Here is a 26117-nt window from a genome sequence, read left to right on the forward strand (position 1 = left end):
ATTACTAGCTTCGCTGACGATGTCGATCGGACTAGGATGACCCAAAGTCTGAATCGCAGCTAAAATCACTAATAATCTTAATGCTTTGTACGTTGTCCATTCAACTACGGCGAAATTCGCCAAGTTGAAACATGGCAAGAGCAGGAATCTGCCTTTTTAAACATAACTACAATGAACAGATGCCGCCAAAACTGGAAACAGCTTTGGCGGTATTTTTGTGTTGTTTGGGATGATTAGCTACCCACCGAATCGGCAGGAATGAGCGCTGGATTGGCCCTACCTGGCCGCAAAACGTTTTGCTTTACTTTTACCAATCGGCGACAGCTAATCACTGACAAAGAGGTGTTCACAATGGTGGTAATTAAGCTTCAGGTCGGCAACGCCAAAAGACAATGACTGCAACAGCTGGCGACTTTTTACGATATTAGCCTTTCAAATTTGGTATTAACTTATTCAATTGACCAGCTTGAAGATGAATACGATGAACAATCGGCTGCTATTGCGCTTAAACACTGGCGGATGGATGGTAAGAGAACTGTTTCCATGAAAGACAGCTTAGCTGAATTGGCTGGACTTTAGTCGACTGAAAGGGCTAATTTACCACTATCTAAGCTTGGCAGCCTGCAGTGATTAGGCAGAGCTGTTGTGCGCTTTTAGGCCTCAGATAGAATTATATATAGACCACTAAAAAACAACCAGCTAACGGCGTAAACCGTAAGCTGGTTGTTTCATTTAATAAACTAAGTTAGCTGGTCTTCGTACAATCAACGTTGAAGATCGCGTGTGTTGGTAGATTATCGAGGTCACTTAACCGATGTAAGCAAACTGTGTAGCAACGGCTAGAGCTTTCAAATATTCGGATAGTTACCTCAGTGAATTCGCCTAGAGCGGTTAGGTAATGTTTGAGACCGACATAGCTAAAACTGCGCATTTTAAGGATTCTCCTTTATATGTTTGAAAGTGACTTCATAAGGCATTTTTTAAATTTAACTTATTCGAGTGTGTCTGAATAGATTCTAACATGGAAGGCTTATTTTTCACCAGTATATTCTTCGTTTTTCGTTGAAACAGTTAAACCAACAATATTTTTGTGTGATTTAGGTGTGCATAAGCTGACCACATAACTAATAACGAAAGATGAGATAAAGGAAACACAGCTAACGATAAATGGTGATGAAGCAGTAGTTTGGACAAAGTAGGTAATGATTGCACTTGAAATTAAACCAGTTAAGACGCCAGGTGTGTTTGCTTTTTCAGTAAAGATACCAACGGCGAAGATCCCGGCAATTGGAACACCGAAGATCCCGGTGATTGATAAGAATAAATTCCAAGTATGTGAAGTATTACCTAACATTAAGTAAATTGCTAATCCCAAGCTGAGTAAGCCAGCGAGGATAATGATGATTCGTGCTAACGTAACGTCACTAATCTTTTTAAATTTGTCGTTGAAGAAACGTTGTTTAAAATCAGTTACGGCACAAGATGAAATGGCGTTTAAACTAGAAGCAACTGTCGATTGAGCTGCTGCGAAGATTGCCGCAATAACTAATCCGGCAATACCAGAAGGCAATACATTAATGATAAAGTAAGGAACAATTGCTGAGGTATTGAAGTTCTTTGGTAAGGCAACCGTGTGCTTGTAATAACTGAATAAAACAGTACCCATGCCGTAGAAAATTGGAATTGTGATAAACGCTAAGAAACCATTTGTCCATAACGACTTAGCAGCTTCTTTAAGAGAACTTGTTGATTGATAACGTTGGACAACATCTTGGCTACCAGTGTATTGATATAAACCATTAAAGATTTGGCCAGCGAAGATCAAAGGTACAAAGCGCGAAAGGTTGCTGAAATGGAAATCGTAGCCAGAAATTAATTTATGGTTAGTAATAGCATCATGGGCAACAGTTCCCCAACCACCTGAAATGTAGTGAGCACCTAAGATACAAACCAGAACGGCACCGCTTAAAAGTAAGATACCTTGGATAACGTCACTCCAGATAACTCCTTCGATACCACCTAAGAAGGTATAAACGATACATAGACCACCAACCATCACAGCGATGAGGATTGGATTAATATTGGAAACTGACGTAATGGCGATGATTGGTAGGTAAATGACGATGGCGATTCGGCCAAGATGGTAAAGCATGAATAGGAGACTACCTAAAATCCGCATTACGGGGTGGAAACGTTCTTCAAGATATTCGTACGCACTGGTTACTTTTAACTTTCTAAAGAAGGGCACGTAGAACTTGATCAGGAACGGCACCATTAAGACAATGCTGAGATTACCAAATGCATACGACCAATCTTGCAAAAAGGCTTGCTCAGGCGTTGACATAAACGTAATTGCACTTAAAGTTGTGGCATAAATACTAAAACCAGCCGCCCAAGCAGGAACACTACCTTCTGCTTTAAAGAATGAGTCGGTATTTTTACTGGCCTTCCTTGTAAAATATGCACCAACGCCAAGCATTGCAAGTAAATAAACGATTAAAACGATCCAATTAAGAGTACCAAATCCAGTTTTACTCATTGTTTCACCTCATTAAGTTTCATAGAATTAGCTTTTTGTTTATCTGACTGCTGAATAAATATTTTTAGTACAAATGGGGCAATAATCGTTGTGACAACGGTTACAATTATCATTGCCGTATAGTGATTTTGATCAATTAAATGGCTGCTTAAGGCCACGTTAGCGACAACTAAGGCCATTTCACCACGGGAGATCATGCCGGCGCCGACAATGTTGGCAGCGGGCCAATCTAAGTGGAACAAGCGTGCACCCAGCGCGCCACCGATTTGTTTGCCAAGCACGGCGATGACGATCAAGGCGATAATGAAAGCCAAGTCACCTTGCATGCCGGCAAAGCTAATATTTAGGCCGATACTGACAAAGAATACCGGAATGAAAACGGCATAACCAATTGGTTCAATTTTCAATGCTAGCTTATCTTTAAATTTAGTTTCTGAAATTGCCAAACCGGCAAAGTAAGCACCAAGCACATCGCTCATGCCTAAGGCCACGGCAAGGGCCGCAAAGCCAAAACATAAAATCAGAGCGGCGGTTGTTTCGTTCTCACTAGCGGTTAGCTTACTGAAAAATTGCAGGAATCGAGGTACAAACCATTTGCCTAAAACAAACATTGCTGCGAAGAACAATAGTTTAGTGAATAACATTAAGGGCAATGATTGATTGCTGGCGGAGGCGCCACTACCAAAGAGGCCAACACAGACGCCTAACAAAATCACACACATAATGTCATCGGCTACGGCGGCACCTAGTATAATTGCACCTTCACGACTGTTTAAACGATGCATCTCTTTTAGAACTTGGACGGAGATGCTAACGGAAGTTGCACTAAGGACTAAGCCGATAAAAATTGCGGTAGTCCACTGAAAGTTGAAGACAAAGATACATAAGGCGGCGGCACTAGCAGTGGGGAAGATAACCCCCAAGGTTGCAACGGTGAGTGCTGGGCGCCAGTAACGCATCAATAGCCCGAGATCACCTTCCAAGCCGGCGATGAACATCAAGATGATCACGCCAAATTCGGAAAAATACTGAATAAAGGTGGTGGGTGCCAATAAATGCAAAACTGCCGGACCGGCCAAAACGCCAACTAGTAGTTCACCAATTACACTGGGAAATTTCAGTAGATTGGAGACGTGCGCACCTAATTTCGTTAGCAGTAAGATAATGACTAACTGCACCAGGTAAGTCATAGTGCAGCCTGGCGTTGTTGTAATTGCTGATTAACTAAGTCGATTTGCTCGGTTAGTTGATCAGTAGGGATGGCGTATTCCAAAAAGACGGGGATAGTCGACTGTAATTGCGCCAGCATCTTCTGCCAGTTTGCTGGGTTTGCAGTCAACACAACAGTATCTTTATTTTGAATTGCTTTAAGATGGAATACAGTGATTGCTGATTGCACTTTGGTAAATGCTGTCAGTGGTTCGGTGTCAACCCAGCACCAATTACCAGCATCAAACGTATAGCCAAGATCTGATTGAGCAGCCTTAAGCCAAGCTAAGCGTTGTTCCATGTTGATTAGGGTACCGTTTTCATTTGGTTGGTTTTCAATGGTTACTTGGACTGAGGTTGCGCTTAATTGCTGCTGCAACTCAGCTAAGGTTTCTGTTGAAATATTTTCGCAATCGCCAAGACTAAACTTCAGAGACTTAATGTGGTTCACTTGGGCCATCTTTAAATAGGTGGCGAGCTGTGCATTAATCGTTGAACCTTGAAAAAGTTCTTCTGGAACTGAATAGTAGAACTGCCAATTTTGTTGTTGGCATAATTGATCAATTTTATGTAACTCTGTCGTTTTAGTCTCTGACTTAAAAAATTCACCACGGACCTCAATAGCGTCAATTGCCGAAGCAGTCAATCGTTGTAATCGTTGTAAACAGGTTAACTGGGAAACCTCTGCTTGTAGATCATCTAAAAATACTGCTGTATTGATTGAAACTTTCATGGTTGTGCCACCTTTCTACTACAACTAGAGCGTGTTTGGAAAATACTTTTATTAGTATTTTCCTGACCAATCTTTTCCAAACACTCCCTAGGTTAATGCTCGGGATCGGAACACTTTTCCAAGCACTCTTCAGAAAACAAAAAGCCGCTAGCAATAACCCACGTAAAAATACGAGGTTATTACTAGCGGTTGAATTTTTGAGCTGATCATTACAACCAGTACCTTAGCATATTAAATTTATTTTGTAAACGCTTAATTATAAAAATCTGCTACTGCTCCGAACAATTGAGCACGATCAGCTAGCTGTGTGACGCGCAATTCAGTTTGACATAAATCTGGTGGCAATAGGGGCTTTAATGCCCGATTTAACAAGGCTAAAAGAAAGTCACCTTGCTGCGAAACAGCGCCGCCAATGAGGAGAATTTCGGGATCAAATAATAAGATAATATTTGCTAGGCCAGTTGCAACTTCGGCCGCCCAGTTATTAATTATCGTCGTAAATGGTGCCTCTTGCTGGCGTGCTTTATCGAAAGCAACGGGGACACTTGTTTTCAGATCAACTAATTGGTGTTCCAGGGTTAAGGTTGAAGCGCGTTGTTCGTAATTTGTTTTTGATTGTTGATCATAAAGTGTATAGCCAAGGGAGTTAGCCGTGGCGTGGGCGCCATTGAGTAATTGCCCGTGATCCAAATAAGCACCACCGATGTCTGTGCCTAAAGCGACACAGTAAACGGCGCTTTTTCCTTGAGCTGCACCGGCTAATTGTTCACCTAATAAGGCGGCATCAACATCGTTCACAACTATTACCGGTAGCCCACTTTGCTGGACTAATACTTTTTTTAGTTCAGTTCCTTGGTAACCTGGAATCGTGGGACCAGCATACTGAATCTGGCCTTCGTCACCGACAATACCGGCCGTACTGATTCCAATCCCATTTAAGGTATATTTTTTCTGGTAGTCGGCGGTAATTGACTGTAGTTGCTTGAGAATATGGCCATCGCGATTATGCTCGGTTGAACAACGATCGCCCGCACTGAAGTGAAGTTCCGCGTCAACTAAGCTGTACTTGATCGTCGTACCACCAATATCAAAAGCTAAATATAGTTTATTCATTAGATCATCTCATTTTCTTTTAGATGCGGTTTTGCTTGGATGAATCGCTTTCATAGTAGCATGTAATAATTATTTTCTCAAACTAAAAAAATAATAATTTGTATTTTACCAGGTATGACAATGCTAGTGAAGCGTTATGGTAATAATTATCGTAATGCACTATTGAAATAATTTTTATCCTGCGGTATTGTTCTTGGTGAGCGGTTGGATGATTTGAGATGTTCATTACAAAATTTAAGAAGAATGAGGCTATCCACTATGAAAAAATTATATTCTGCACTAATGACAGCGTTTAACGGAGACGACACAATTAACGAACAAGGTATCCGTGAAATGGTTCGTTACAACATTGATGTAAACAAAATCGACGGTTTGTACGTCGGTGGCAGCACTGGTGAAAGTTTCATGTTAAGTACTGAAGAACGTAAATTAGTTTATAAGATTGCTTATGAAGAAACTGCTGGTAAAGTCGATTTAATCGCGCAAGTTGGCTCCGTTAATTTAACCGAAGCAAAGGAATTAGCTAAATATGCCGCTGATCTTGGCTACAAGACAATTTCAGCAGTACCGCCATTCTACTATCACTTCACATTTGAGCAGATTAAAGACTATTACGATCAAATTCTTGCTGGCGTGGACGTACAATTGATTATCTACTCAATTCCAGCCCTATCTGGTGTTTCACTTTCATTGGATGAATTTGGTAAATTATTCGAAAATCCTAAGATCATTGGGGTTAAATATACTAATAACGACTTCCTACTATTACAACGTCTCCGTTCAGCCTTCCCGGATAAGAAAATTTACTTTGGTACTGATGAAATGTTAATCTCCGCATTACCACTTGGTATTGACGGTGCAATCGGCTCAACCTTCAACTTAAATGCTAAACGCGCTAAAGCTGAAATTGCTGCTTATGAAGCCGGCGACATGAAGAAAGTCTTCGAATTACAAGATGTCAGTAACAAATTAATCCTAGCCTTGATTGATAACGATATTTATCCAAGTCTTAAGTTAGTCTTTGAAGAAATGGGTGTTCACGCAGGTTACAGCAAAGCACCAATGAGCAAACCATCAGCAGAAATGAAGGCCGGCGCGAAAAAGATTTACGAAACATATTTCAAATAAAGGCTAGTGAAAAAACGTTGTGATTATGGTGTTCAACCAGTGTGGCTAAACACTATAATTTTTTAAAGCGTTTATTCTAAGCTGCAAGAAATACTGATTTTTTAGGGATAAATTCTAGTACGCAAAGGAGTCGTCATGATGGCAAATACATTTTTAGATTCAGTAAAAGGGAAACTAATCATTTCTTGTCAGGCGTTACCTGATGAACCATTGCATAGCTCGTTTATTATGGCGCGCATGGCTCGAGCTGCCAAGGAGGCCGGTGCAGCTGGTATTCGCGCAAACTCGGTCGTTGATATTCAAGCCATTCAAGATGAAGCTGGCTTACCAATGATTGGGATTGCCAAAACAAACTATCCAAATTCACCAGTTTATATTACGCCAACCATGAAAGAAATGCGGGCAGTTGCCGCGACTGGCGTCGAAGTTGTCGCTTGTCAGGCAACTGGTGAACCACGGCCAAACGGTGAAAAATTAGCCGATATCGTGGCGCAATTCAGACAAGAATTTCCCGATACGTTATTAATGGCGGATACAGATACGCTCGAAAACGCCCTAGTTGCGGATGAACTTGGCTTCGATATTATTGGCACAACGATGCGCGGTTACACACCTAGTTCAAAAGGGACTAACGTTGCCGATAACGACTTCGAATACCTGAAAGAACTATTAAAGCGGGTTAACCATCCAGTCGTTGCGGAAGGTAAGATTGATTCACCAGAAAAAATGAAGCGTTGCTTAGATCTTGGCTGCCAAGCAGTTGTCGTTGGTGGCGCAATTACCCGACCATTGGAAATTGCTAGCCGGTTTATTGCAGCACTTTAAATTAAAGCGTATTATAAAAAATACCGTAGTCTTTCTTGGGGGAACTTTAAGACTACGGTGTTTTTGTGTTCATTTTTTTCAATAGAAGTACTGATTAAAGCATTAAAGAAAACCAAAGCCATTTTTAAGCATAAAAATAGTTTAAAAGGTATGTTAAATCCTTTTAAACTATTTTGTGATTATTAATGTTCAATGTTAATGCCATGACCTTGAAATTCAGTAACAATTTCTGCAGGAATTTTATTATCAGTAATGATAACGTTAAGTTCAGAAAAGTCGGCTGTTTTATAAAGCGCTGTCAATTTGAACTTATCGCTATCTGCAACAGCTATTGTTTTCTGACAGTGCTTCATTACACGTTTAGAAACCTCAACTTCATCTAAATAATGATTTGTAATGCCAATATCAATATTAATACCACCACATCCAAAGAAACCAATGTCAGCATAGATGTCATTGATTGCTTGTAATGTCAATGGACCAGAGAGCGAGCTTTCCGATTGTCTTAAATTACCACCTAGCAAAATAATCTGGTTTGCAGGCTCACCAATCAAATTTGCAGCGATTGCCAAGGAATTAGTAATTAGGGTCAGATCACGAAGGCCACTTTGTTTAATTTCTTGAGAAATTGCAAAAGTGGTTGTTCCATAATCAAGAAATACAGAATTTCCAGGTTGAATAAATTGGATTGCTTTTTTTGCAACTGCAAGTTTATTTTGGCTATTTTGTTGCAAACGTTGGTCATACTTTGTTTCCTTATCCAGCGAGATTGTTGTGGCACCACCACGAACCGTTTTAATTAAGCCCTTACTTTCAAGTGTGTAAAGATCTTTTCTGATCGTTTCACGGGTAACATTAAGCTCAGAACTTAGTTGAGATATTTTTGCGAAGCTATATTCTTTTACCTTACTAAGGATGAGAGCTTGTCTTTGATAGGGATTCAATTGGATTCACCGCCTTTTTATAATGGAACATAATAACTATATTGGCAATTATAGCATTATTTTTGCAATTTAGTTGGCAATATTATGCATTTAAAATGTTTAAAATTTATTAATTATGAAATAAATGATGTAAGTACTGATAGAACAGGTAATTGGCCATACTTTTGCAATAAAACTCTTTTTGTGAAAAAAATAACTTAAATAGTGTACTTGCAAATTAAATGCAAAATGCTATACTTAATTTGTTGAAAACGATTACACAAAAATATATGGGGGCAATAAGAATGTCAGAAACAAAAGATGAAACAAAACAGATTACGTCAAAGACTTACCGCTTGGTTAAACCCGGCGATATTGAGGAGCAACAAATTCCCCGAACACTCAAAAAAGGTTGGGTTGATGTTCAACCAATAATGGCTAGTGTGTGCCACGCCGATGATCGTTATTTTGCAGGCCAACGCCGTCCAGAAGCATTAGCCAAGAAATTGCCAATGGCCTTATTACATGAAGGTATTGGTACCGTTAAAGAGAGCATGAGTGATGAATTTAAAGCTGGTCAACGTGTCGCCATTGCGCCTAACGTTCCTGGCTATGTATTAAGAGGAGAAAAGAAGACTGATACTTTACCAGATAATTACAGTGCAGATGCTGCCTTTATCAGCAGTGGTCATGATGGTATTGCCCAAAGCGACCTAGTTCATCCAGAAAGTTGCTTAGTTCCAATTCCAGAAAATATTCCTGATGAAATTGCAATTTTAGCCGAAGTTAGTACAGTTGGTTATCACGCATCTAGTCATGTTAAACATATTTTATCAAAGCCAAATGTCAAAGTTGCATTATTTGGCGATGGTCCCGTAGGCTATATGGCAGCAGCAGTACTTCACTTTGTTTGGGGTATCAGTAAAGAAAACTTAACTGTCTTTGGTGCCATGGAAGATCGTATTAGCAAGTTTGATTTTGCAACAAGAGAAATGGTTAATGACTACGACTTCGATAATGCAGAAGAACAATTTGATGTTATTTTTGAAGCTACTGGTGGCCATTTCAGTTCAAGTGCAATCAACGAAGGTATTAAAGTTATTAAGCGAACTGGTAGTTTTGTACTGATGGGCGTTACCGAAGAATTAGTTCCAATTGATACTCGTGACGTACTTGAGAAAGGCTTAACACTTTATGGTACTAGCCGTTCAACTCCTGATGATTTCAAAGTGGTTATTAAGACAATGAGCGAAAAACCAGAATATCGCGAAGCTTTGCAAAAATTGTTACCAGAAAAAGAAACCGTTATCAAAAATGCTGACGATTTAACAGCAGCATTCAATAAAATTGTTGCCGATAAAGCTTGGAAAAAGGCAGTTTTGAAGTTTGAATGGTAATTAAGGTAAATTAAACCAGAAGTGGAGGCGATTAGTAATGGTAGGTTTTGTTATAGCGACTCATGGTAAATTTGCTGAAGGATTAATGGATGCAGTTGATTTAATAATGGGTGAACAAGAGAATACGGAAATGATCGGATTACATCATGGTGATGATGTCAGTCAATTCGGTGATAACCTGGCAGACAAGGTCAAGAAAGTCAGTACAGGCGATGGTGTTATCGTATTTGCAGACCTGTTCGGTGCAAGCCCGTATAATCAAGCAGCACTGTGTTCACGAAAGATTGATGAGATTCCATATAAACTAATTACCGGTGTTAGCTTACCAATGCTAGTTCAGGCATTTAATGATCGCATGTTAGGTAAGAATATAGAAGAAATTAAAACTTCTTCTATGGATGCTGGTAAAAAAGGAATTGTTGAATTCTTTGATGAAATGCAAACACAAAATAAATAATTAGATATTAAGGAGATGCTACTATGTCAGAAATTGTACTAGCTCGAGTTGATGATCGCTTAATCCATGGTCAGGTTATGACGGCGTGGCTTCAATATACAGATGGCAATCATATTGTGATTGTTGATGACGCTACAGCTAAGGATGATTTCTTGAAGACGGTTATGAAAATGTCAGTTCCTCAAGGGGTTAAGCTAGATGTACTTACTGTTGAAGATGGCTCTGACTTCTTACAAAAAGATCAGGGTAGCGATAAGATTCTAGTCTTAGCTAAAACACCAGAAGTTTATTTGCAACTAGTTGAAGCTGGCGTACCTTTGAAAGAAGTAATCGTTGGTGGTATGGGTGCAAACAGTGACCGAACAAAGTTTTATAAAAATATTTCGGCAACTGATGGTGAACGTGAAACTTTCAAAAAGATTATTGATAAAGGTGTAAATGTAACAATCCAGATTGTACCTAGTGATAAGGCTACAGATGCAGCTGGTTTATTAAAGTAAGTTTATAAAGGAGAATGGCTATGACAATTCATTTGTGGCAGGCTTTCCTCATAGGGGTCGTATATTATCTCGGCCAAATGGGAACGCCTTGGGTATCGTTAGCGGGTACTCATACGATTATGCGGCCGTTAGTAAATGGTGCTCTAGTTGGTTTAATTCTAGGGGATCCTGTAAAAGGAACTATCTTTGGTGCAGCAATTCAGTTACCCTTCCTAGCTTGGATCGGTGCTGGTGGCGCTGTTCCAATGGATACTGCTTTAGCTGGTACATTAGGAACTGCCTTAGGGATGGCATCTAATGTTTCACCTTCAGTAGCTATTACATTGGCTGTACCGATTAGTTTAATTGGAACAATGATTTGGGTGCTTCATATGACTGTTGATATTACCTTTGTACATATGGCTGATACAGCAGCTGAAAAAGGTGACTTAAAACGAATTGATTTGCTTCATGTCTGGCCGCCGCAGATAACAATGTTCCTGTTCTCAGTTATCCCGGCTATGCTGGCAGCTTACTATGGCGCTGGCCCAGTTAAGACAGTTATTGGTGGCTTAAGTGGTACACCACTCCATGTTTTGACAGTTATTGGTGGGCTTCTCCCTGCTCTAGGTATTGCCATGAACTTACAGGCAATGACTGGTAAGGGTACATTAATATTCTTCTTGCTTGGATTTATGTTGGCCGTATACTCAGGCTTACCAATTCTTGCAATTGCAGTCTTTGCCGTTATTATTGCGTACATCTATACTACTTTGTATTTGAAGAAAGGAAGCGAGAACGCATGAGCGACAAAGAAGAAAAAGAAATCGAAAAAGAAGTATTGCCATCAGAAAATAAACCTGATGCCAAAAAGATTTCTAAAAAAGAAGTTGTTAAAGCGTTCTGGCGTTGGACCTTCTTCTCACATGCAAACTATAACTATGAACGGTTACAAGCAACAGGGGTTGTGTATGCCCTATCACCAATTTTGAAACATTTATATGGTAATGATGAAGATGCAATGAAAGAAGCACTTAAACGCCATATGCAGTTCTTTAATACTGAACCACATTTTGGTGGTGCAATCTTAGGTATGACAATTGCAATGGAAGAAGAAAAGTCTAATGGTGCACCAATTACAAATGACACCATTAACGGTTTAAAGACCGGGTTAATGGGACCGCTTGCAGGTATTGGTGATACCTTATGGCAAGGTACTTTAATTCCAATCTTACTTTCTTTCACGATTGGGTTTGCTTCTAAAGGTAACATTTTAATGGGACCTATACTGTTCGCTGTTTTACATTTAGGTATTATTTGGACAATTGGTTATCTTTCTTGGATGCAAGGTTATTCGTTAGGTAAGGAAGGTATTGCAAAAGTTCTACAAGGTTCATTGCTACCAACAGTTATGACCTTTGCGCAATGTATGGGCCCGATCGTTATTGGGGCGTTATCTGCGACATTCGTTAAGGTTTCTAGTCCTTTGAAGATTCAATTAGGTAAGTCTGTTCTAAAGGTTCAGTCAGGCATCTTAGACAAGTTAGTACTTGGTCTTTTACCATTGGGAATAACCTTATTGGCTTATTACCTACTGAAACGTAAGTTCAAGCCAACAACAGTTGTACTCATTTTAGTTGTGATTGGTGTTGTTGGTGGTGCTTTCTACATCATCTAATATATTTAGGAGAGTGAGAGAACATGGTTATTGCGCCGTCGATTTTAAGTGCAAATTTTGCTAATCTTGAAAAAGATATTCACGTTGTGGAAGCTGGAAAGGTTAGTTATCTTCACGTTGATGTGATGGATGGACATTTCGTACCAAATATTACTTTTGGTCCTAGTGTTGTTGCAGCTATTCGCAAAGTGACTAAACTAACGTTGGATTGTCATTTGATGATTGAAAATCCAGAGAATTTAATCCCTGAATTTGCAAAAGCAGGTGGTGATATCTTAACTATTCATGTTGAGAGTACACGTCATATCTTCCGTGCCTTACAATTGATTCATGATAATGGTGCTAAAGCTGGGATTGTTTTAAATCCTGGAACATCATTAGAAGCAATTAAACCAGTTCTATCATTAGTTGATCAAGTTCTGGTAATGACCGTGAATCCAGGCTTTGGTGGCCAGAAGTTTATTCCAGAAATGGTCAAAAAGGTCGCCGATTTAAAGCAAATTCGCGATGCTGGCGGTTATCAATTCGATATTGAAGTTGATGGTGGCATTAATGACAAGACAATCAAGCTATGCAGTGATGCTGGTGCGAATGTCTTCGTGGCTGGTTCATACGTCTATGGCGTTGATGATCCAGTGAAGCAGATTAAGACTTTAGAAAACGCAGTGAAATAAACATTACCAAATACATTATGGATGATGTATCTGGTAAAGTTAGTAAGAATTGTTTTTCAAAATCTAGATTTAAAAAGTGAACTACCACAAATAACCCCACTGCCAATAATTGGTAGTGGGGTTATTTGTGTTACACATTATGCGTCAGTTTTCGCTGGTTTTTCAGTCTTGAAAATAGGTGTCACCGTCCGCTCAGTGTAATTAGCACTAACTGGGTGAGCGTATGGGTTAGCGAAATCAACTTCGAACATTTTAAGTTCGCCAATTGTCTTCATTGCTGTCTTGACCGTTGTTTCGTCAAGATTTTGTGAGGCGTAGTTCATACGCAGATGTTTTTCATGACCGTTTTCGCTGGTAAATTCCATGTCTAGTTGTTTCATAGGTTGAGTTCCTCCTTAATAGTTAAATATTTACTTGGTAAAACGGTAATAATGATGTTTTTTAGGTCTGATTCGTCAATAACTTGCTCTTAAAGGCTGTGTCCTGCAGTATCGAGGCACCTTTTAAAAATCGCTAGTTTTCGTCTCCCAAAAAATCTTGCCGGCGGTAATTCACGATTACACCAGCATTGGCACGGTGGCCAGAGAGGCTCTCTACTACTTTGCCTAGGCCGATCAATTGTTCAGAAGTGACTTCTTCCTTGCAGTCGTGAAAAACACGAGTTGCTTCATTGGCAATGTCGGGGCCAGTTACTTTAATTTCAACGTTTGTTTTAATCCAATCATCCATTATTAGGTCCTCCAATTTTTGGTGTTGTGAATCAACAATGCATTAGTGAATTCAGCAACCCAGTTATTTTGTAAGTCAGTCGGTGGCCACCTGTTTTCTGCTTACTATAGACATAAAACCCTCAGCATCGTGAAATGTGCCAGGAAATTTGCAAATAATCGTATTTATTTTGATTTTTGCGCAAAAGTGTTTAGAATTAGCCTTTTACAAATTAAAAATCAACCTTAGAACTATGCACGAATTTACTGCACTTTACGGCTACCAAGCAAGTGTAAAATACCTGTCGCACTGGAGTGGTGCAAAGTTAAATAGTGCAGATACTGAAGAAATTCTACCGCATATTCTTTCCGATACAATAAGCTACCTAACTGATAAATCTCATCGTCTAAATAAAGTGTCTGGCCAAGGTAATCTTGCTTTGCGCAGGCCAACTTATTGCCGTGGGCTGACTCAGGCTTAATCGTCTCTGGATTTAGATCATTAGCAGCAACGAGTGCGGCTTGGCGGCTTAGCTTTTCAAGGCCAGTCATAGCCGTTCCTTTTGCTTGTTGTTCAGTTAGATGTTCTTTTGCGACTGTTAGGTGTTCTTCAGCAGTTTTAGCGTTAAAAATAATTAACGAATCCTGTGAAAAGTAGGGATCATTCTGCATAGTTAGTTGCCTCCATTTCTTCTGGTAAAAAAGATTCTAGTTGCGCTTGCCACTGACTGGCAGAAATCAGTAAAAGTGCGGCGCCAGTGCGATTATTGCGCACGAGTAAATAACTGCCAGCTTGATCAAGATCACGAACATAGCGATTTAAGTGAGCTTTGGCTTCAGTAACGTTTATTTCTTTCATGTTTTTCTCCTTAAGTGCTTAGATTTAAGTTATTGAATCAAATTTGAATGTGTTAGCGCGTATATTTTACGAACTAACCGCATGACTAGGGCGCTTTTCTGTATGATTAATCGGCGTAAATTTCATCTGTTGGGTATCGAATTTCAATGCTAACTCAGCCAATTTTCCAGAACGATTTTTACGGAAAAGTAGATTAATATTGCGAACTTTACTTTGTTCTTGAATCTGATCCTCTAAATAGAGAAAGGCAACAATGTTGGAATCTTGTTCGATACTGCCAGATTCGCGTAAATCGGCCAATTGTGGCTTACGATCAACACGTTTTTCCAATTCACGATTAAGTTGTGAGAATAAAATAATCGGAATATCTAGTTCATTGGTCAATAACTTTAGTTCGCGAGTGATGGCTTCAATTTCTAAACGCCGATCAGTTACGCGGGCCTTAGTTCGGGTCAAACTTACGATTTGCAAATAATCAACAATGGCAAAATATTTCACACCTTTGTCGGTGGCCTTCTTGGCGTTTTCCCGAATTACTTTAATAATCTGGGGTAAGACAAGAATTTTGTCGTGTAAATTGACGTGTTGCGCGGTGATCGCCGGTAAGACTTGGTTTACTTGTGCTTTTTGTGCGCTGGATAATGAATGTTTTGGATTTCTAAGTTGATTAACGGGAATACCGGTATGAAAGGCAATTGTCCGATTGAAATTATCTTCACCAGTCATCTCGAGTGAAAAATGATCAATCATGATTTCTGGATCGAGCGCTAAGGCACTTTGAATGAAACTTAAGCCAAACGCTGATTTACCAATTCCCGGCCGTGCGCCAATTGTCCACAAGACGCCACCACAGAGGCCATTGCCAAGAACGTTATCCAATTGCTGATAGGTTTTGATTCCGGCTGAACGTGAGTGATCCATGTAATAACGCAGATCGTCCGCATACTCACTTAATTTTTTAGTTGGCAAGTCAGGTAAATTTAAAACGCGGACTAATTGCGTAAGCTGGCTTAGTGCTTCGAGATTTTCGTTAGTTGGGTATTTTGCGTAACGATTTGCTAGTTCCTCCAGCTCACCTTGGTAGTACCACGCTTTTAGGCCTTGTAAAACGGACTTAAAGGTTTTAGTGGTGACGTTAGTATCGTGCAGTTTAACCCATTCGTCCTCCGCAAAATCCAGTGGATGAACTAAGAAAAAGCGGCGTTTGACGTCTACCCAGTCTTTAAAATCGCCATTATTTTCTAGGATAACGTTAACGAGGTGCTGGAATTTAATAATATGAAACCAGCGGGCCTCAATCTCGGTACTTTTACTGATTTCGGGATGATCCACCAGGTAGGCAACAGCATCTTGTTCAAATTCCATCAACGATCACCGCCATTTCTTCTTTGGTAATCGCAATATCTTCAACCTTCATATGGCGGAAAGTTTCGTTTAAATCACGATCACAGTCTAAATAAATTGCCTTTATTATTTCCGTTGCCGATACTGGTTCAACATGATGAACGACTGTCACAGGCTGTTCTGGTACGATATCGTTGACGTAATTAATGAATTTAGGGCCAAATAAAGTCTGAGGTCGCACAAATTTGCGCATTTCAATTTGATTGCCCCATTCGGTTGTTTTGGCTAAACTCACTTGTTTAAACTGTTCTGGCCGGTAACCAACTTGTAGCCAAGCAATAACGTAATCTTCATAGCGTTCGGCCTGCGGGAAGGACTTACCACTAATTTGGGCGAGCTCAGCGATGATTTTTTGGGCTTTTTCTCGTTCAACGGAGGTAGCCGGATGCTTGAGCTTTGGTGATTTTGGACCTTTGCTCGGTGCTGCTAATTGTTTTGCTTTGCTCGTCCTAGTTTCGGTGGATTCCTTCACATTCGCTGAAACAGCCCCGGGACAAAATTGTTCCCAATCAGCAATGTACAAGGCCTGATTTTCATTTTCGTAAAGTAGGCCCACTTTGATGAGTAATTGACTAAGTGACTTGATATTATGATCATTCACAATCCCACAGAATTGCTTCAACTCTGTGATCGTATACGGACGTTGGGCTGAAGCAGTGATTCGACCATGGTCGTCATTATGAGCTGCTTGATGCAATAAGAAATGCCAAAAACGAAAGGCTGCGTAATAAGTGTTAATTTGTTCTTGAGCAAGTTCTTGAAACCCAAGCTGTGAATAAAGATTTACTGGAATACTAATTGAACTAGACATGTTTACCACTTCTTTCTTAACCGGTTATATAAACATAAAACCCGTGAGAACCCAAAACGTGCCAAGAAAAAAACAATAATTATTCTTAACCAGGCACAAAGGCGATAAGGTCGGGGATAATTACTGCTTTTTTATTTTTAAATTTATTTTTTTGAAAGTTAACTAACGTCGGCGCCGATGTTATAAAACAACGGCGAAGCAGGCAGCGCCGTCGTCAAGAAACAACGGCGAGGTAGTATTTACCGACATTAAAACAACGGCGAAGCTTGCCCCGCCGTTGCTTTAAATAATGATGAAAGAGTTGTTACCAGTGAATCTTGGGTCGTTACCTAATCAGTTATACTGACTTAAAAAATTTCGCCATTAATTCCTTTGGCATAAAAATCGGGTAGCGGCGCTTAATTGCTTGAAAGATATGAAGAAATTCGACGTTATCACAACCAGTCGCTGTTTTAATCCAACGTAGTGAATAGGCAAGGCAGAAATGTCCAGCACAATATTTCAGTGACGGGTAAACAGCGTTGTCCAACGAGCGCATTTGCCGATGAAGGTAGGTGTCACCGGTCAAAATGACAATGCGTGAATAATTATTGAAATAACGGGAAAATTCTGTTTGCAAATAAGTGATAAAGTGGAATATTTTGGCCGTATTTTTTAATTGGCGTTCAAAGTATTTCGCTGAATAATCGATTTTTAGAATTGTTTGATCATTAAAGTAAAGCAATAATTTGTCATCGGTCACGGAAACAAAGTGGTCAAAGACCTCTAGTGCGATGAAGGCAGTATTATTGTCCGCGGTGGTTCCTAATGTGATGAAACTAGCATTGCCAACAATGCAGGGGACATACTGGTAGATTTCAATAATATTAGCGATGGATTTGACGACATGTTCCGGCCAAAATTTTTGTTGGCATTGATTTAATAATTTGGAAGTCGTTGCGCTAGTTAGATACGAGCGGCCCTGTTTGGTGATAATCAAACTATGGCAACGATGGCCGTCGACGTCATGGTTGAAAGTGATGGGCACGCAAGCTAAAGTATTATCGCAAATGCGCGCTTCTTCTGAATAACAAGCAATTTTAACTAACAATTTCAATTCACTAAGGTCTAATAAACGGTGGTTGTCAGGGATATAGCTTTCCCAATCATGCGTATTTTTTCCCATAGTAACAGTCCTTTGAAAACAGATTTTTAACATAAGTAATTTTTCCTATTTGACGTGCTTTCAAGCGCTGAATAGGACTTTTCTAATGTACCATACCAATGGCTGCGCTTTCAATCACCTGCAACTAAGAATTCAATGTGTAAAAAGCGTGAAAACTAACTTTACTTGCTTATTTTAGAATGAAAACGCGTAATTGCGCGTTTCTACTTTTTGAAAGTTCCGGAAATTCGTTAGTGGCAAATTGTGGTCAAAATTTTAAATTTGGTAGGATAAACCTGTTCCTTAGCGCTGAGGATCACAAATTTAGAGAGTGGTAAAAAGAGTGGTTAGTATTTTACTAATCGGGCTGGAAAAGGCAGATTGCGGTTCATCCTAATCTGAGCGACATTGTGCAAAACTAGCCAATTTTTGCGCCAACCGCTTTTTTACCACCCTCGTCTGGAGTGATTCCCATGAACGAGAAAGATAAACAACGATATAAAGCAGCCTTTAATTTACTACAAGATCACAATCGGTTAATCCACGGTGCACTCCGCCATTGTGGTGTACCGCAGAGTTGGCAAGATTATTCCGATTTATTTAACGAATGTCGGTTAACCTTTGTGGATACTTACTGTGAATTTGTTGAAAAATATCCCGCTAAAGATGAGACTGATTGTCTGAACTATATTTATACCGCGTTAATTTGGATGATCTACAAAGTTCTGCGGCGAAATCGGGTTGAAAGTTATTACATCACGCAAGATCAGTCGGTCCTTGTTGATGAATCGAAAAGTTTTGACTTACGCGTCACAATTACGTCCGCTGATGTTTTTGAAGAAGTTCATGTTGAGGATGTCTACCGCGATTTGTTTAGTCGCTGCGATAGTGCTGAAAAGCAGTTTATTGTCTTGCGTTGCTTGGAAGATCAGCCCATCAAAGTGATCACTGAAAGGTTGGGTTGTTCGAAGCGGCATGTTTACCGATTACGGGATCGGGTGGCCTTGAAGGTTCTGCGAGTAGTTGGTGGGAAAAAATAAAAATAATCTATGGTAAAAAAATAAATCATTTCTGATTTATTTATGAATATCACATTGGTCTATTTCAACTCAAGTTGGTAGGCCAATTTTTTAGTTTTACCAGCAGTTAATAACATATTAGCTTGCTTCTCGAAGAGCTCAGTAATGTCACCATATTTATCAGGTAGACCCGCAAATGGTTCAATACAAAGGAATGGTGCCCGTTTATTTTCAGGGCTCCATAATGCTAGGTAAGGGAAATCGCCAGTTGACAGGGAGACAGAGTGTGATGTCTTATTTGATTGCAACGTAACCTGCGATAATTCTTTCTTCTCTAAAATAATTAAGCCATCGTCTAGCAGTTTATGGTTTAACGGAATAACATTATTTTCTTTGGTTGCTGTAAATGGGATGATGTTGCCAGTTCTAAATGGCGCTGGACCAATTTCCCATTGTTTTAGTGAAATTGTGCTTGGATTTAATTGCAAAGAATAATCTTCAAAACTACCTTCGCCATTTAACGGAACATTGAATCCAGGGTGAACACCAAGTGCAAACGACATTGATTTAGTGTCCTGATTGATTACTTCAAAGTTAACTTGAAGCTGATTTTCTTTTAGTGCGTAGGAAATCTTGAGGCTAAAAACGAATGGATAGATTTTTTTTGTGTCTTCAGTAGCCGTAAATGTGAAAGTGGCCTCAGTTTCGCTTGCCTGCTCTGCTGTAAATGTTTGATCACGACCAAAACCATGTTGGGACATTGGAAATGTTTGTTGATCAATGCGATATTGGTCTTGGTTTGATTTGCCAATGAAAGGGAAGAGAATTGGTGCATGGCGTTTCCAGATGCCTTGGCCATTGTCTGACCAAATATAATTGAAATTAGCCTTTTTGTTGATGATTCGCTGAATCTCGGCACCTTTTTCACTGATTTCTACTTGTAGTTCATTATTTTCTAGCAATATCATGAATGAATCCCCCAATATTTTAATTTTTACTATGCACACGTAATTATAAGCTTTTGTAGTTTAAAGTGAGTAATAATTTATTATAAGCTAAAGTGATACTGACACTGAGTTATTCCGTTTTCGGTATTTTTGATAGTGGCTATAGTTGGCTTTATTTTTTTATCGTTTCATATTGTTCACCGTTGATATTTGATGCTTAACTGTTTGACATATTAGAAGATTATTGATTGATGTGCAACAAACTTTTTTGTGCGTGTCAGTAGAAATAATATAACTTTTCTGCTAATCATCAAGGGACTTTTTTGTCTAGATCAAGATTTATGAACATCGACCAGTAAGCCTGTAGAGCTTGGAATTCCAAACCTATCTTTAAACGGTTCTGCTAAACAATATAAATGATAGGTTTATTGATTTGATCTTAGCTGGTATTGGTAACTTTGCGTGTGAAAGTATAGTAGATATCGATGAAAATAAATGCAAAAAAAATAAATCATTTCTGATTTATTGTATAAACTTTATAATTATCGGAATATGCAATGAGTTCCAACAAACATGCGATTTTATATTTTTGAATTTATATTATTCTCAGATTTTTCTTTGAGTTTCTTGCAATCTGCCATTTTTAAATACAAATCTATTATACGCGCATTGGACTAAAAACTAATTAAAAGCGCTTATTGGATTTTCAGTTAAGACTAAAATCAACAACGGTCTAATCACGAATTAGCAGATATAACTGGACTTTTAAGCCAGTAGCTAGTTGTTAATACAAATATTGCTTAAGCAATATTAATTAATACTAAGTATTTGATTTACAATAAACACTTTATTATACTGTTGCTAAAGATAACGAACAGAAAGTAGGCAGTATTATTGAAGATTGATAAATCAAACAACTTGTCTGAACGCCTCCATTTGGTCGTTGCGCAGGAAACTGACTTTATTCACGCGCAGTTACGTGAATTAGGGTTAAATAATCAACAGGCACGCTTGCTAAAATATGTGAGCGAGCACCCGGGAACAATCCAAAAAGATGTGGCGGAATATCTTAACCGCCAAAATGCCACCGTCACTAATATGCTGAAATTAATGACCAAACGAGGCTACATTCTTCGTAAGATTCCAGCTGATAATGAAAGGCAAAAACAAATTTTTCTCGAGCCAAAGGGAAAGGAACTGCTTGGGTCCATTAACGCTACTTTTGCGGCGCTGGAAAAAGAAATTGAGTCTGCCGTTCCCAAAAAAGAGCAGGCCGCGTTTATTCGTAATTTAGAACGGATTACAAAGAAATTAGAACCATAATGTAGTGAATACAGGCGCCTAGCTTCTAGCTTTTTAAGCGCATCTAGGTAAATATTCCGGCTGAATAGTCATAAAATCCCAGTCAGCAACACGCTTTCAAATTGTGTTGTTGACTGGGATTTTTTTAATAAGAATGAAGCTAAAACGTCCGATTACCTACGATTAACAAAGAATTTGTTACGTCAACTAGTCGTTAATGTAGTCTAGTGCTCAGGATCAGAGCGCCTTTTTCAATAGTTTTATTTAGTATGCACAACCTTATCCAACTGCTGGCCCATCGTTTCTTTACCAAGAAAGATAATGGCAATAACGGCGATAATGATGGCGGCGCAGAAAATGCCAAAGATGTAGGTGAAGGAGACCCCTTTAGCAATCAAGCTACCAACCATGATTGGTCCCAAAATACCGCCAATTCGGCCAATACCAGCGGCAATACCAGTGCCGGTGCCGCGAATAACTAGCGGATATTGTTCTGGCGAATAGGCGTAAAGCGTGCCCCAAGCGCCTAAATTGAAAAATGACAGCAGCATGCCAAAGCTCAAAATAGCCGGTAAACCAGTGGCGTTACCGAAGCCAAGCGCGCTAACGGCTGTGCCCAATAAGAAGAACGACAAGATCTTTTTACGGCCCAAGCGTTCAACCAGCCAAGCGGCGACAAAGTAACCCGGCAACTGTGCCAAAGTCATGATTAGTGTGTAGCCGAAGCTGTTAATCAAGCTGTATCCCTTTAGGACTAGAACACTGGGAAGCCAGAGAAACATGCCGTAATAAGAAAAAACGACCATGAACCAAACGATCCAAAGCATCAAAGTTGAGCGAAAGTAAGCAGGTTTCCATAAATCAGCCAAGGCCGTTTTCGTCGATGGCCGTTGACCAAGCGTTTGCTGAACGTAGGCCTGTGATTCGTGGAGACCATAACGCAAGTAAAGTGCGTAGAATGCCGTTAACGCCGAACCCAATAGGGCAACACGCCAGCCCCAAGTTGGAATGACAAAGTAAGATATAAGTGCAGCCACTAGCCAACCGCCAGCCCAGAAGCTTTCTAGCAAGACAACGGTGCGGCCGCGGCGTTCAACAGGAACATTTTCTGAAACGAGAGTTGAAGCTACGGGCAATTCGCCACCAAGGCCCATACCAATGATGAAACGTAGAACAAGAAACATGACATAGCCGGTGGTGAGCGCCGATAAGCCAGTACCAATTGAGAAAAATAGCAAGGTAATGATTAAGATATCTTTGCGACCGTAACGATCGGCCAAGATTCCGAATAAAATGGCACCAACTGCCATACCGATGGAACTAACACTGCCAATCCAACCCATTTGAACTTCGCTTAAATGCCATTCAGGCTTAAGCGCCGCGATGATAAATGAAAGCATCCCAACATCCATCGCGTCAAACAACCAAGCTAGTCCCGCGACAACTAATAGTCGCCTAGTCTTCGGCTTTTCTTCCTGCATTGTATGTATCCTCCTAAGCGAGATAAGGTCTATTTTGCGCAGAACGCAAAATCCAAATCACCGGGGGTGTCCATTCTCGTAGCGCGAAATACGCGGACTCGAAGCATGGTCCTCCTAAGTTGAGATAAGGTCTATCACGAGGTGTCTTGACACCTAGCAATAGACCCAAGTAAACACTACTTAGGGGTGTCTTGTCAACTAGCTGGTTCGTATAAAATGCCGGCATCGTGCAAATTTTGTTTGATTTGGGTTAATTGGTTCTCATTTTCAAAGGTAATTGTGTGTAAGTGGATACCATCTGTGAGCTCAGCTAAGGGATGACCTTTGAATTTATTCAATTTACGGATGAATTGTTGAACATCACTGCGGGTGCGGATGGCTAATTCACCGCGTAATTGGCCGTAAAGGGGGTGCTCAACTAGCACATCGCTAATACTGCCGCCAGCTTGGACAATTAAGGTTAGTTCTTGTTCAATCTGTTCCGGGCGATGACGGCAAGCAATGATCGCTTGATGGCGATTGTCATGCTGATACTCGTAACCGCGTGGCGTGGCGACAATCTTTTCACCTTGGGCGCGCATTAGGGCAATATCGCCGACAATTGTTTGTCGGCTAACACCAAATTGTTTGGCAAAGTGGCCGGCACTGATTGGTTGGGTTCCAGCAATTAGAGCACCACGAATTTGTTCTTGACGCTTTTTTCCTGATAACATTTGGATCACCTCTGAATGATTGTATCATGTTTGTTCAGAGGAGAATTCCGAAAAAATTCAATATTTAACGACAACGAATGCTTGTGCTATATTTAAGTTGAAAACTAAATTAGTGAGGTGTGTTGTTAGGATGGCAACTAAGGAAGATAATGTACTTGATCAAATTAATGCACAGTTACGTAAGTTGGCGTTAGATTTACGTAAACTTGGCGGAAAGACTAGCCATATTAGTCAATTTCTAACCCAAAAACAAGCTATTCATGAAGTTCGCGATATTGTTCGTGAAGCGCAAAAAGTGGAACAAACTGTGCAGACAGAGCCGCTTACTGAGAAACAACTCGAAACGCTGCGTTATATTGAGACCGAGTTTGTTGACCTAGACGATACCTTGATCAACTTGTCTGATGATGCTGATAAACTCAAGAGCGTCATGGCTCAGCATAAAGCGTTGGACGCCGTTCAGAAAATACTGGCAAATTCCAAATAGATTTTTGCCAGTAGGAGCTATCAATGTTGAAAAATATTTTTAACACGTATTAAATTAGGCGAGTGAGCTGTGTTATAAAAACAACTCATTCTTTTTTTTACATTTCAATGTGCAAAAAAATCGGGTTGCCAAGTGAACAAAAAGGAGTGCCAGTTCCACTCACGGGCTGCGTGGTAGTGGAATGGACAACGTAAAGTCTGCGAAATAAAAATAAAAAGCACATAAAAAAGATCACTTGGTTGGGTTGCCAAGTGATCTAAAAGGAGTAAGGGTGAGCCATCAGTTTGGGAGGACTGGTGACTCTTTTTTCATTACTTTGGAGGAGTAAAATGAAAAATTTGGGTTGTTTGGGTAAATAGGGATTACTGATCTCTATGTAAATTACTATACCGGTGAATTATGAAGAAAGTGTGACTGATTTCATAACAAATTGATAAGATGCTATTTCGAATAGTTAAGCTTATTTATGGCACTGGTAAAACAGACTTGCTATGCTAATAACATAATCAAAAACGTAGGGAGTGTCAGCGGTATGCCAAATGATCAAAAAGTCTGGACCTGTGCTTTATGTGGTGCAACTGAGCAGAATAAACGAACTCAACAACCAAAAAAAGATGGTTGTGAAATCTCCTATTGTGAGGAACATCGCTGGCGTTGGGCGCGGAGTAGGACAAAAGTCGATTTTGGGTTTACTGCGTAAGGTAGGTTAATTCAATAACCGGACGATGGTTATTGAACGTGAACCCGGACTTTTGGCGCACGTTCTAGAGTAATGCTCTGGCTAGTTTAGTCGTGATTGGAAAATTAATTAGGAGCAGGCATAAAATCTCACCTTGAGAATTTTATGCCTGCTCCTAATTTTTGCTTGCCACTAGATTTCAGAAATAAATGTAATGTCGAAAAATTTAAAATTATTTTGTACACTGGCTAACCTTATAAATAAACGCAATAAAAAATGAAGGCAACAAAAAAGATCACTCAGTTGGGTTGCCAAGTGATCTAAAGGAGTAAGGGTGAGTCACTGGTTGGGAAGACCAGTGGCTCTTTTTCAATTACTTTGGAGGAGTAAAATGAAAAATTGGGTTGTTAGGTATATTTGGGTAAGAGATGTATCTCATCTCTATGAAGTTCAATATACAGGCCAAGTGTGAAGAAAATATGATGGCTTTGTAATCTCTTAATGAAGAGTGAAATTACGGAACCAACTTTGGGCCTTGATAGCCAAAATGAGCAAAACGGTCAACAGTCAAAAAAGACGTCTAACTTCAACATTGCAATGGTCAATAACGATTGCAATGTGCGACTAGACGCCTTTTTAATTGAAAATGGCCTCTAAATTTATTGGCTGGCCGTCTTTTTTGCCTGTTTAAGCAACGTTTGGGCGACTTGTTGTTCTTGTTGCTGAACCTTGGCCTCGACCTGTTTTTCGGCGGTTGCTTTGATTTGTTGCAACTGCTGTGTGGTCAAAGCAGGCTGTTTGGCTTTAGCCTGTTCAACGAGCAAGGCGATTTGCTGCCTGCTCTGCGTTTTAGCAGCCGCCTGTTTAGCCTTGGCCGCTTTTTCCAGCCAGGCTGCCTGTTTGCAGCTAATAGTTGTCCAATTATTAGGTAGAACGAATTTATTCTGCCGTGAAATCAGCTCATGGTGGGCGCCAGTTCCACTAAAACACCAGCGCCAGAAGCTATTTTGGTAGCGCCAATACTTTGTGGTAACCACCAACTTAGCCCGCTTGGTTGCCTGGTAACTAATTTCGTTCGTTGTTTTAATGCTGGCCTGTGTGTGCAGTGCCTTTTTCTGATTAGCTAGTCGGTAAAGATAAACTTTTTCCGTTTTACTCTGGCGAATTGGCTGGTAGATCAATAACGGCAATTGTTTTGTTGGGCTAATGGAAGCAATTTTGGTCGTTTGTTGTTGACTAACTTGGTGCATTCCCCAGTGAGCGTTGTCGTTGCCAATCATGAGGCTGGCTGACAAGACCAGCAAAATGAGCCCTAGTCCGCCGACTAGCCATTGCTGTGCCCGTGTTTTAAGCAAAAGAACACCAGTGACAAAACAAATAACGCCAATAAAAAGACTGATTAAAATCAT

The 26117-nt window shown here is 39.9% G+C and carries 29 protein-coding genes; 13 read left to right on the plus strand and 16 right to left on the minus strand.

Annotation, left to right across the window (positions count from 1 at the left end; translation table 11 throughout):
• Positions 1–405: 405 nt before the first annotated feature.
• Positions 406–579, plus strand: a complete 174-nt coding sequence (locus tag AYR53_RS13780; RefSeq protein ID WP_271289937.1) for a DUF6290 family protein — start codon at positions 406–408, stop codon at positions 577–579.
• Positions 580–1030: 451 nt separating this feature from the next.
• On the opposite strand, the gene AYR53_RS04590 is transcribed toward AYR53_RS13780, so the two are convergent.
• From AYR53_RS04590 to AYR53_RS04605, 4 genes are all read right to left on the minus strand, one after another.
• The gene (locus AYR53_RS04590; protein ID WP_068278956.1) at positions 1031–2539 is read right to left on the minus strand and encodes a sodium:solute symporter family protein; all 1509 of its coding nucleotides are present in this window, start codon (positions 2537–2539) and stop codon (positions 1031–1033) included.
• Entirely contained in the window at positions 2536–3729 is a 1194-nt protein-coding gene (locus AYR53_RS04595) for a cation:proton antiporter (protein WP_068278953.1), read from the minus strand. Before AYR53_RS04595 ends, AYR53_RS04590 begins: the two co-directional genes overlap by 4 nt.
• Positions 3726–4481 carry a hypothetical protein gene (locus AYR53_RS04600; protein WP_068278949.1) on the minus strand — a complete coding sequence of 252 codons (756 nt, stop codon included), beginning with the start codon at positions 4479–4481 and terminating at the stop codon, positions 3726–3728. Before AYR53_RS04600 ends, AYR53_RS04595 begins: the two co-directional genes overlap by 4 nt.
• Before the next feature lie 252 nt (positions 4482–4733).
• The gene (locus AYR53_RS04605) at positions 4734–5594 is read right to left on the minus strand and encodes an ROK family protein (RefSeq protein WP_068278943.1); all 861 of its coding nucleotides are present in this window, start codon (positions 5592–5594) and stop codon (positions 4734–4736) included.
• A gap of 258 nt (positions 5595–5852) precedes the next feature.
• Here AYR53_RS04605 and AYR53_RS04610 point away from each other — a divergent pair, with 258 nt between their 5' ends.
• Positions 5853–6722 (plus strand): N-acetylneuraminate lyase, encoded by an 870-nt coding sequence (locus tag AYR53_RS04610; protein WP_068278941.1) that lies wholly within the window; start codon positions 5853–5855, stop codon positions 6720–6722.
• Between the two features lie 138 nt (positions 6723–6860).
• Complete coding sequence (locus AYR53_RS04615; protein ID WP_068278939.1) at positions 6861–7547, plus strand: N-acetylmannosamine-6-phosphate 2-epimerase; 687 nt, start codon at positions 6861–6863, stop codon at positions 7545–7547.
• 182 nt (positions 7548–7729) lie between these two features.
• Here the strand turns inward: AYR53_RS04615 and AYR53_RS04620 are convergent, their stop codons facing one another.
• Positions 7730–8491, minus strand: a complete 762-nt coding sequence (locus AYR53_RS04620) for a DeoR/GlpR family DNA-binding transcription regulator (protein WP_068278935.1) — start codon at positions 8489–8491, stop codon at positions 7730–7732.
• A 284-nt stretch (positions 8492–8775) separates the two neighbouring features.
• Here AYR53_RS04620 and AYR53_RS04625 point away from each other — a divergent pair, with 284 nt between their 5' ends.
• From AYR53_RS04625 to rpe, 6 genes are read left to right on the plus strand one after another with little or no spacing between them, the layout of a single operon-like run.
• Entirely contained in the window at positions 8776–9867 is a 1092-nt protein-coding gene (locus AYR53_RS04625; RefSeq protein WP_068278929.1) for an alcohol dehydrogenase catalytic domain-containing protein, read from the plus strand.
• A gap of 37 nt (positions 9868–9904) precedes the next feature.
• Positions 9905–10324 (plus strand): PTS sugar transporter subunit IIA, encoded by a 420-nt coding sequence (locus tag AYR53_RS04630; RefSeq protein WP_068278927.1) that lies wholly within the window; start codon positions 9905–9907, stop codon positions 10322–10324.
• Between the two features lie 23 nt (positions 10325–10347).
• Complete coding sequence (locus AYR53_RS04635) at positions 10348–10824, plus strand: PTS sugar transporter subunit IIB (protein ID WP_068278925.1); 477 nt, start codon at positions 10348–10350, stop codon at positions 10822–10824.
• 20 nt (positions 10825–10844) lie between these two features.
• Positions 10845–11609 carry a PTS mannose/fructose/sorbose/N-acetylgalactosamine transporter subunit IIC gene (locus AYR53_RS04640; protein ID WP_068278922.1) on the plus strand — a complete coding sequence of 255 codons (765 nt, stop codon included), beginning with the start codon at positions 10845–10847 and terminating at the stop codon, positions 11607–11609.
• Entirely contained in the window at positions 11606–12481 is an 876-nt protein-coding gene (locus AYR53_RS04645; protein ID WP_068278920.1) for a PTS system mannose/fructose/sorbose family transporter subunit IID, read from the plus strand. The genes AYR53_RS04640 and AYR53_RS04645 overlap by 4 nt, the downstream gene beginning before the upstream one ends.
• A gap of 23 nt (positions 12482–12504) precedes the next feature.
• Positions 12505–13155, plus strand: coding sequence for a ribulose-phosphate 3-epimerase (gene rpe, locus AYR53_RS04650; protein ID WP_068278919.1), 651 nt, complete (start codon positions 12505–12507; stop codon positions 13153–13155).
• A 137-nt stretch (positions 13156–13292) separates the two neighbouring features.
• On the opposite strand, the gene AYR53_RS04655 is transcribed toward rpe, so the two are convergent.
• The 7 genes from AYR53_RS04655 to AYR53_RS04685 form a co-directional block, all read right to left on the minus strand.
• A complete protein-coding gene (locus tag AYR53_RS04655) occupies positions 13293–13535 on the minus strand; it encodes a DUF2922 domain-containing protein (protein ID WP_068278916.1) in 243 nt (80 codons plus the stop codon).
• Between the two features lie 133 nt (positions 13536–13668).
• Complete coding sequence (locus AYR53_RS04660) at positions 13669–13884, minus strand: hypothetical protein (RefSeq protein ID WP_068278914.1); 216 nt, start codon at positions 13882–13884, stop codon at positions 13669–13671.
• A 242-nt stretch (positions 13885–14126) separates the two neighbouring features.
• Positions 14127–14534, minus strand: a complete 408-nt coding sequence (locus AYR53_RS04665) for a hypothetical protein (protein WP_068278910.1) — start codon at positions 14532–14534, stop codon at positions 14127–14129.
• Positions 14524–14721: a type II toxin-antitoxin system Phd/YefM family antitoxin gene (locus AYR53_RS04670; RefSeq protein ID WP_068278909.1), complete on the minus strand. Its 198-nt coding sequence runs from the start codon at positions 14719–14721 to the stop codon at positions 14524–14526. The genes AYR53_RS04665 and AYR53_RS04670 overlap by 11 nt, the downstream gene beginning before the upstream one ends.
• 66 nt (positions 14722–14787) lie before the next feature.
• A complete protein-coding gene (locus AYR53_RS04675; protein WP_068278908.1) occupies positions 14788–16086 on the minus strand; it encodes a DnaB-like helicase C-terminal domain-containing protein in 1299 nt (432 codons plus the stop codon).
• Positions 16076–16936, minus strand: coding sequence for a conserved phage C-terminal domain-containing protein (locus AYR53_RS04680; RefSeq protein ID WP_068278905.1), 861 nt, complete (start codon positions 16934–16936; stop codon positions 16076–16078). Before AYR53_RS04680 ends, AYR53_RS04675 begins: the two co-directional genes overlap by 11 nt.
• A gap of 337 nt (positions 16937–17273) precedes the next feature.
• Positions 17274–18101: a competence protein ComK gene (locus AYR53_RS04685; protein ID WP_068278903.1), complete on the minus strand. Its 828-nt coding sequence runs from the start codon at positions 18099–18101 to the stop codon at positions 17274–17276.
• Between the two features lie 452 nt (positions 18102–18553).
• On the opposite strand from AYR53_RS04685, the gene AYR53_RS04690 reads away from it, so the two are divergent.
• The gene (locus tag AYR53_RS04690) at positions 18554–19120 is read left to right on the plus strand and encodes an RNA polymerase sigma factor (protein ID WP_068278900.1); all 567 of its coding nucleotides are present in this window, start codon (positions 18554–18556) and stop codon (positions 19118–19120) included.
• 59 nt (positions 19121–19179) lie between these two features.
• On the opposite strand, the gene AYR53_RS04695 is transcribed toward AYR53_RS04690, so the two are convergent.
• Positions 19180–20067 carry an aldose 1-epimerase family protein gene (locus AYR53_RS04695; RefSeq protein ID WP_068278897.1) on the minus strand — a complete coding sequence of 296 codons (888 nt, stop codon included), beginning with the start codon at positions 20065–20067 and terminating at the stop codon, positions 19180–19182.
• Between the two features lie 873 nt (positions 20068–20940).
• On the opposite strand from AYR53_RS04695, the gene AYR53_RS04700 reads away from it, so the two are divergent.
• On the plus strand, positions 20941–21369 hold the full coding sequence (locus tag AYR53_RS04700) for a MarR family winged helix-turn-helix transcriptional regulator (protein WP_082920435.1): 429 nt from the start codon (positions 20941–20943) through the stop codon (positions 21367–21369).
• A gap of 239 nt (positions 21370–21608) precedes the next feature.
• On the opposite strand, the gene AYR53_RS04705 is transcribed toward AYR53_RS04700, so the two are convergent.
• The gene (locus AYR53_RS04705; protein WP_068278891.1) at positions 21609–22829 is read right to left on the minus strand and encodes an MFS transporter; all 1221 of its coding nucleotides are present in this window, start codon (positions 22827–22829) and stop codon (positions 21609–21611) included.
• A gap of 194 nt (positions 22830–23023) precedes the next feature.
• A complete protein-coding gene (locus AYR53_RS04710; RefSeq protein WP_068278885.1) occupies positions 23024–23542 on the minus strand; it encodes a transcription repressor NadR in 519 nt (172 codons plus the stop codon).
• A gap of 130 nt (positions 23543–23672) precedes the next feature.
• Between AYR53_RS04710 and AYR53_RS04715 the strand changes: the two genes are divergently transcribed.
• Both AYR53_RS04715 and AYR53_RS13510 read left to right on the plus strand, forming a co-directional pair.
• Entirely contained in the window at positions 23673–24029 is a 357-nt protein-coding gene (locus AYR53_RS04715; protein WP_068278877.1) for a hypothetical protein, read from the plus strand.
• A gap of 532 nt (positions 24030–24561) precedes the next feature.
• Positions 24562–24729: a hypothetical protein gene (locus AYR53_RS13510; RefSeq protein ID WP_156520039.1), complete on the plus strand. Its 168-nt coding sequence runs from the start codon at positions 24562–24564 to the stop codon at positions 24727–24729.
• 638 nt (positions 24730–25367) lie between these two features.
• Here AYR53_RS13510 and AYR53_RS04720 read toward each other — a convergent pair.
• The gene (locus tag AYR53_RS04720; protein WP_068225747.1) at positions 25368–26117 is read right to left on the minus strand and encodes a DUF4811 domain-containing protein; all 750 of its coding nucleotides are present in this window, start codon (positions 26115–26117) and stop codon (positions 25368–25370) included.

This window comes from Loigolactobacillus backii (genome assembly GCF_001663675.1).
Lineage (GTDB): Bacteria > Bacillota > Bacilli > Lactobacillales > Lactobacillaceae > Loigolactobacillus > Loigolactobacillus backii.

Coding starts and splice junctions, on each gene's coding strand:
- AYR53_RS04590 (WP_068278956.1), bottom strand. CDS start 2,539: ATGAGTAAAACTGGATTTGGTACTCTTAATTGGATCGTTTTAATCGTT.
- AYR53_RS04595 (WP_068278953.1), bottom strand. CDS start 3,729: ATGACTTACCTGGTGCAGTTAGTCATTATCTTACTGCTAACGAAATTA.
- AYR53_RS04600 (WP_068278949.1), bottom strand. CDS start 4,481: ATGAAAGTTTCAATCAATACAGCAGTATTTTTAGATGATCTACAAGCA.
- AYR53_RS04605 (WP_068278943.1), bottom strand. CDS start 5,594: ATGAATAAACTATATTTAGCTTTTGATATTGGTGGTACGACGATCAAG.
- AYR53_RS04610 (WP_068278941.1), top strand. CDS start 5,853: ATGAAAAAATTATATTCTGCACTAATGACAGCGTTTAACGGAGACGAC.
- AYR53_RS04615 (WP_068278939.1), top strand. CDS start 6,861: ATGGCAAATACATTTTTAGATTCAGTAAAAGGGAAACTAATCATTTCT.
- AYR53_RS04625 (WP_068278929.1), top strand. CDS start 8,776: ATGTCAGAAACAAAAGATGAAACAAAACAGATTACGTCAAAGACTTAC.
- AYR53_RS04630 (WP_068278927.1), top strand. CDS start 9,905: ATGGTAGGTTTTGTTATAGCGACTCATGGTAAATTTGCTGAAGGATTA.
- AYR53_RS04635 (WP_068278925.1), top strand. CDS start 10,348: ATGTCAGAAATTGTACTAGCTCGAGTTGATGATCGCTTAATCCATGGT.
- AYR53_RS04640 (WP_068278922.1), top strand. CDS start 10,845: ATGACAATTCATTTGTGGCAGGCTTTCCTCATAGGGGTCGTATATTAT.
- AYR53_RS04645 (WP_068278920.1), top strand. CDS start 11,606: ATGAGCGACAAAGAAGAAAAAGAAATCGAAAAAGAAGTATTGCCATCA.
- rpe (WP_068278919.1), top strand. CDS start 12,505: ATGGTTATTGCGCCGTCGATTTTAAGTGCAAATTTTGCTAATCTTGAA.
- AYR53_RS04655 (WP_068278916.1), bottom strand. CDS start 13,535: ATGAAACAACTAGACATGGAATTTACCAGCGAAAACGGTCATGAAAAA.
- AYR53_RS04660 (WP_068278914.1), bottom strand. CDS start 13,884: ATGGATGATTGGATTAAAACAAACGTTGAAATTAAAGTAACTGGCCCC.
- AYR53_RS04665 (WP_068278910.1), bottom strand. CDS start 14,534: ATGCAGAATGATCCCTACTTTTCACAGGATTCGTTAATTATTTTTAAC.
- AYR53_RS04670 (WP_068278909.1), bottom strand. CDS start 14,721: ATGAAAGAAATAAACGTTACTGAAGCCAAAGCTCACTTAAATCGCTAT.
- AYR53_RS04675 (WP_068278908.1), bottom strand. CDS start 16,086: ATGGAATTTGAACAAGATGCTGTTGCCTACCTGGTGGATCATCCCGAA.
- AYR53_RS04680 (WP_068278905.1), bottom strand. CDS start 16,936: ATGTCTAGTTCAATTAGTATTCCAGTAAATCTTTATTCACAGCTTGGG.
- AYR53_RS04685 (WP_068278903.1), bottom strand. CDS start 18,101: ATGGGAAAAAATACGCATGATTGGGAAAGCTATATCCCTGACAACCAC.
- AYR53_RS04690 (WP_068278900.1), top strand. CDS start 18,554: ATGAACGAGAAAGATAAACAACGATATAAAGCAGCCTTTAATTTACTA.
- AYR53_RS04695 (WP_068278897.1), bottom strand. CDS start 20,067: ATGATATTGCTAGAAAATAATGAACTACAAGTAGAAATCAGTGAAAAA.
- AYR53_RS04705 (WP_068278891.1), bottom strand. CDS start 22,829: ATGCAGGAAGAAAAGCCGAAGACTAGGCGACTATTAGTTGTCGCGGGA.
- AYR53_RS04710 (WP_068278885.1), bottom strand. CDS start 23,542: ATGTTATCAGGAAAAAAGCGTCAAGAACAAATTCGTGGTGCTCTAATT.
- AYR53_RS04715 (WP_068278877.1), top strand. CDS start 23,673: ATGGCAACTAAGGAAGATAATGTACTTGATCAAATTAATGCACAGTTA.
- AYR53_RS13510 (WP_156520039.1), top strand. CDS start 24,562: ATGCCAAATGATCAAAAAGTCTGGACCTGTGCTTTATGTGGTGCAACT.
- AYR53_RS04720 (WP_068225747.1), bottom strand. CDS start 26,117: ATGATTTTAATCAGTCTTTTTATTGGCGTTATTTGTTTTGTCACTGGT.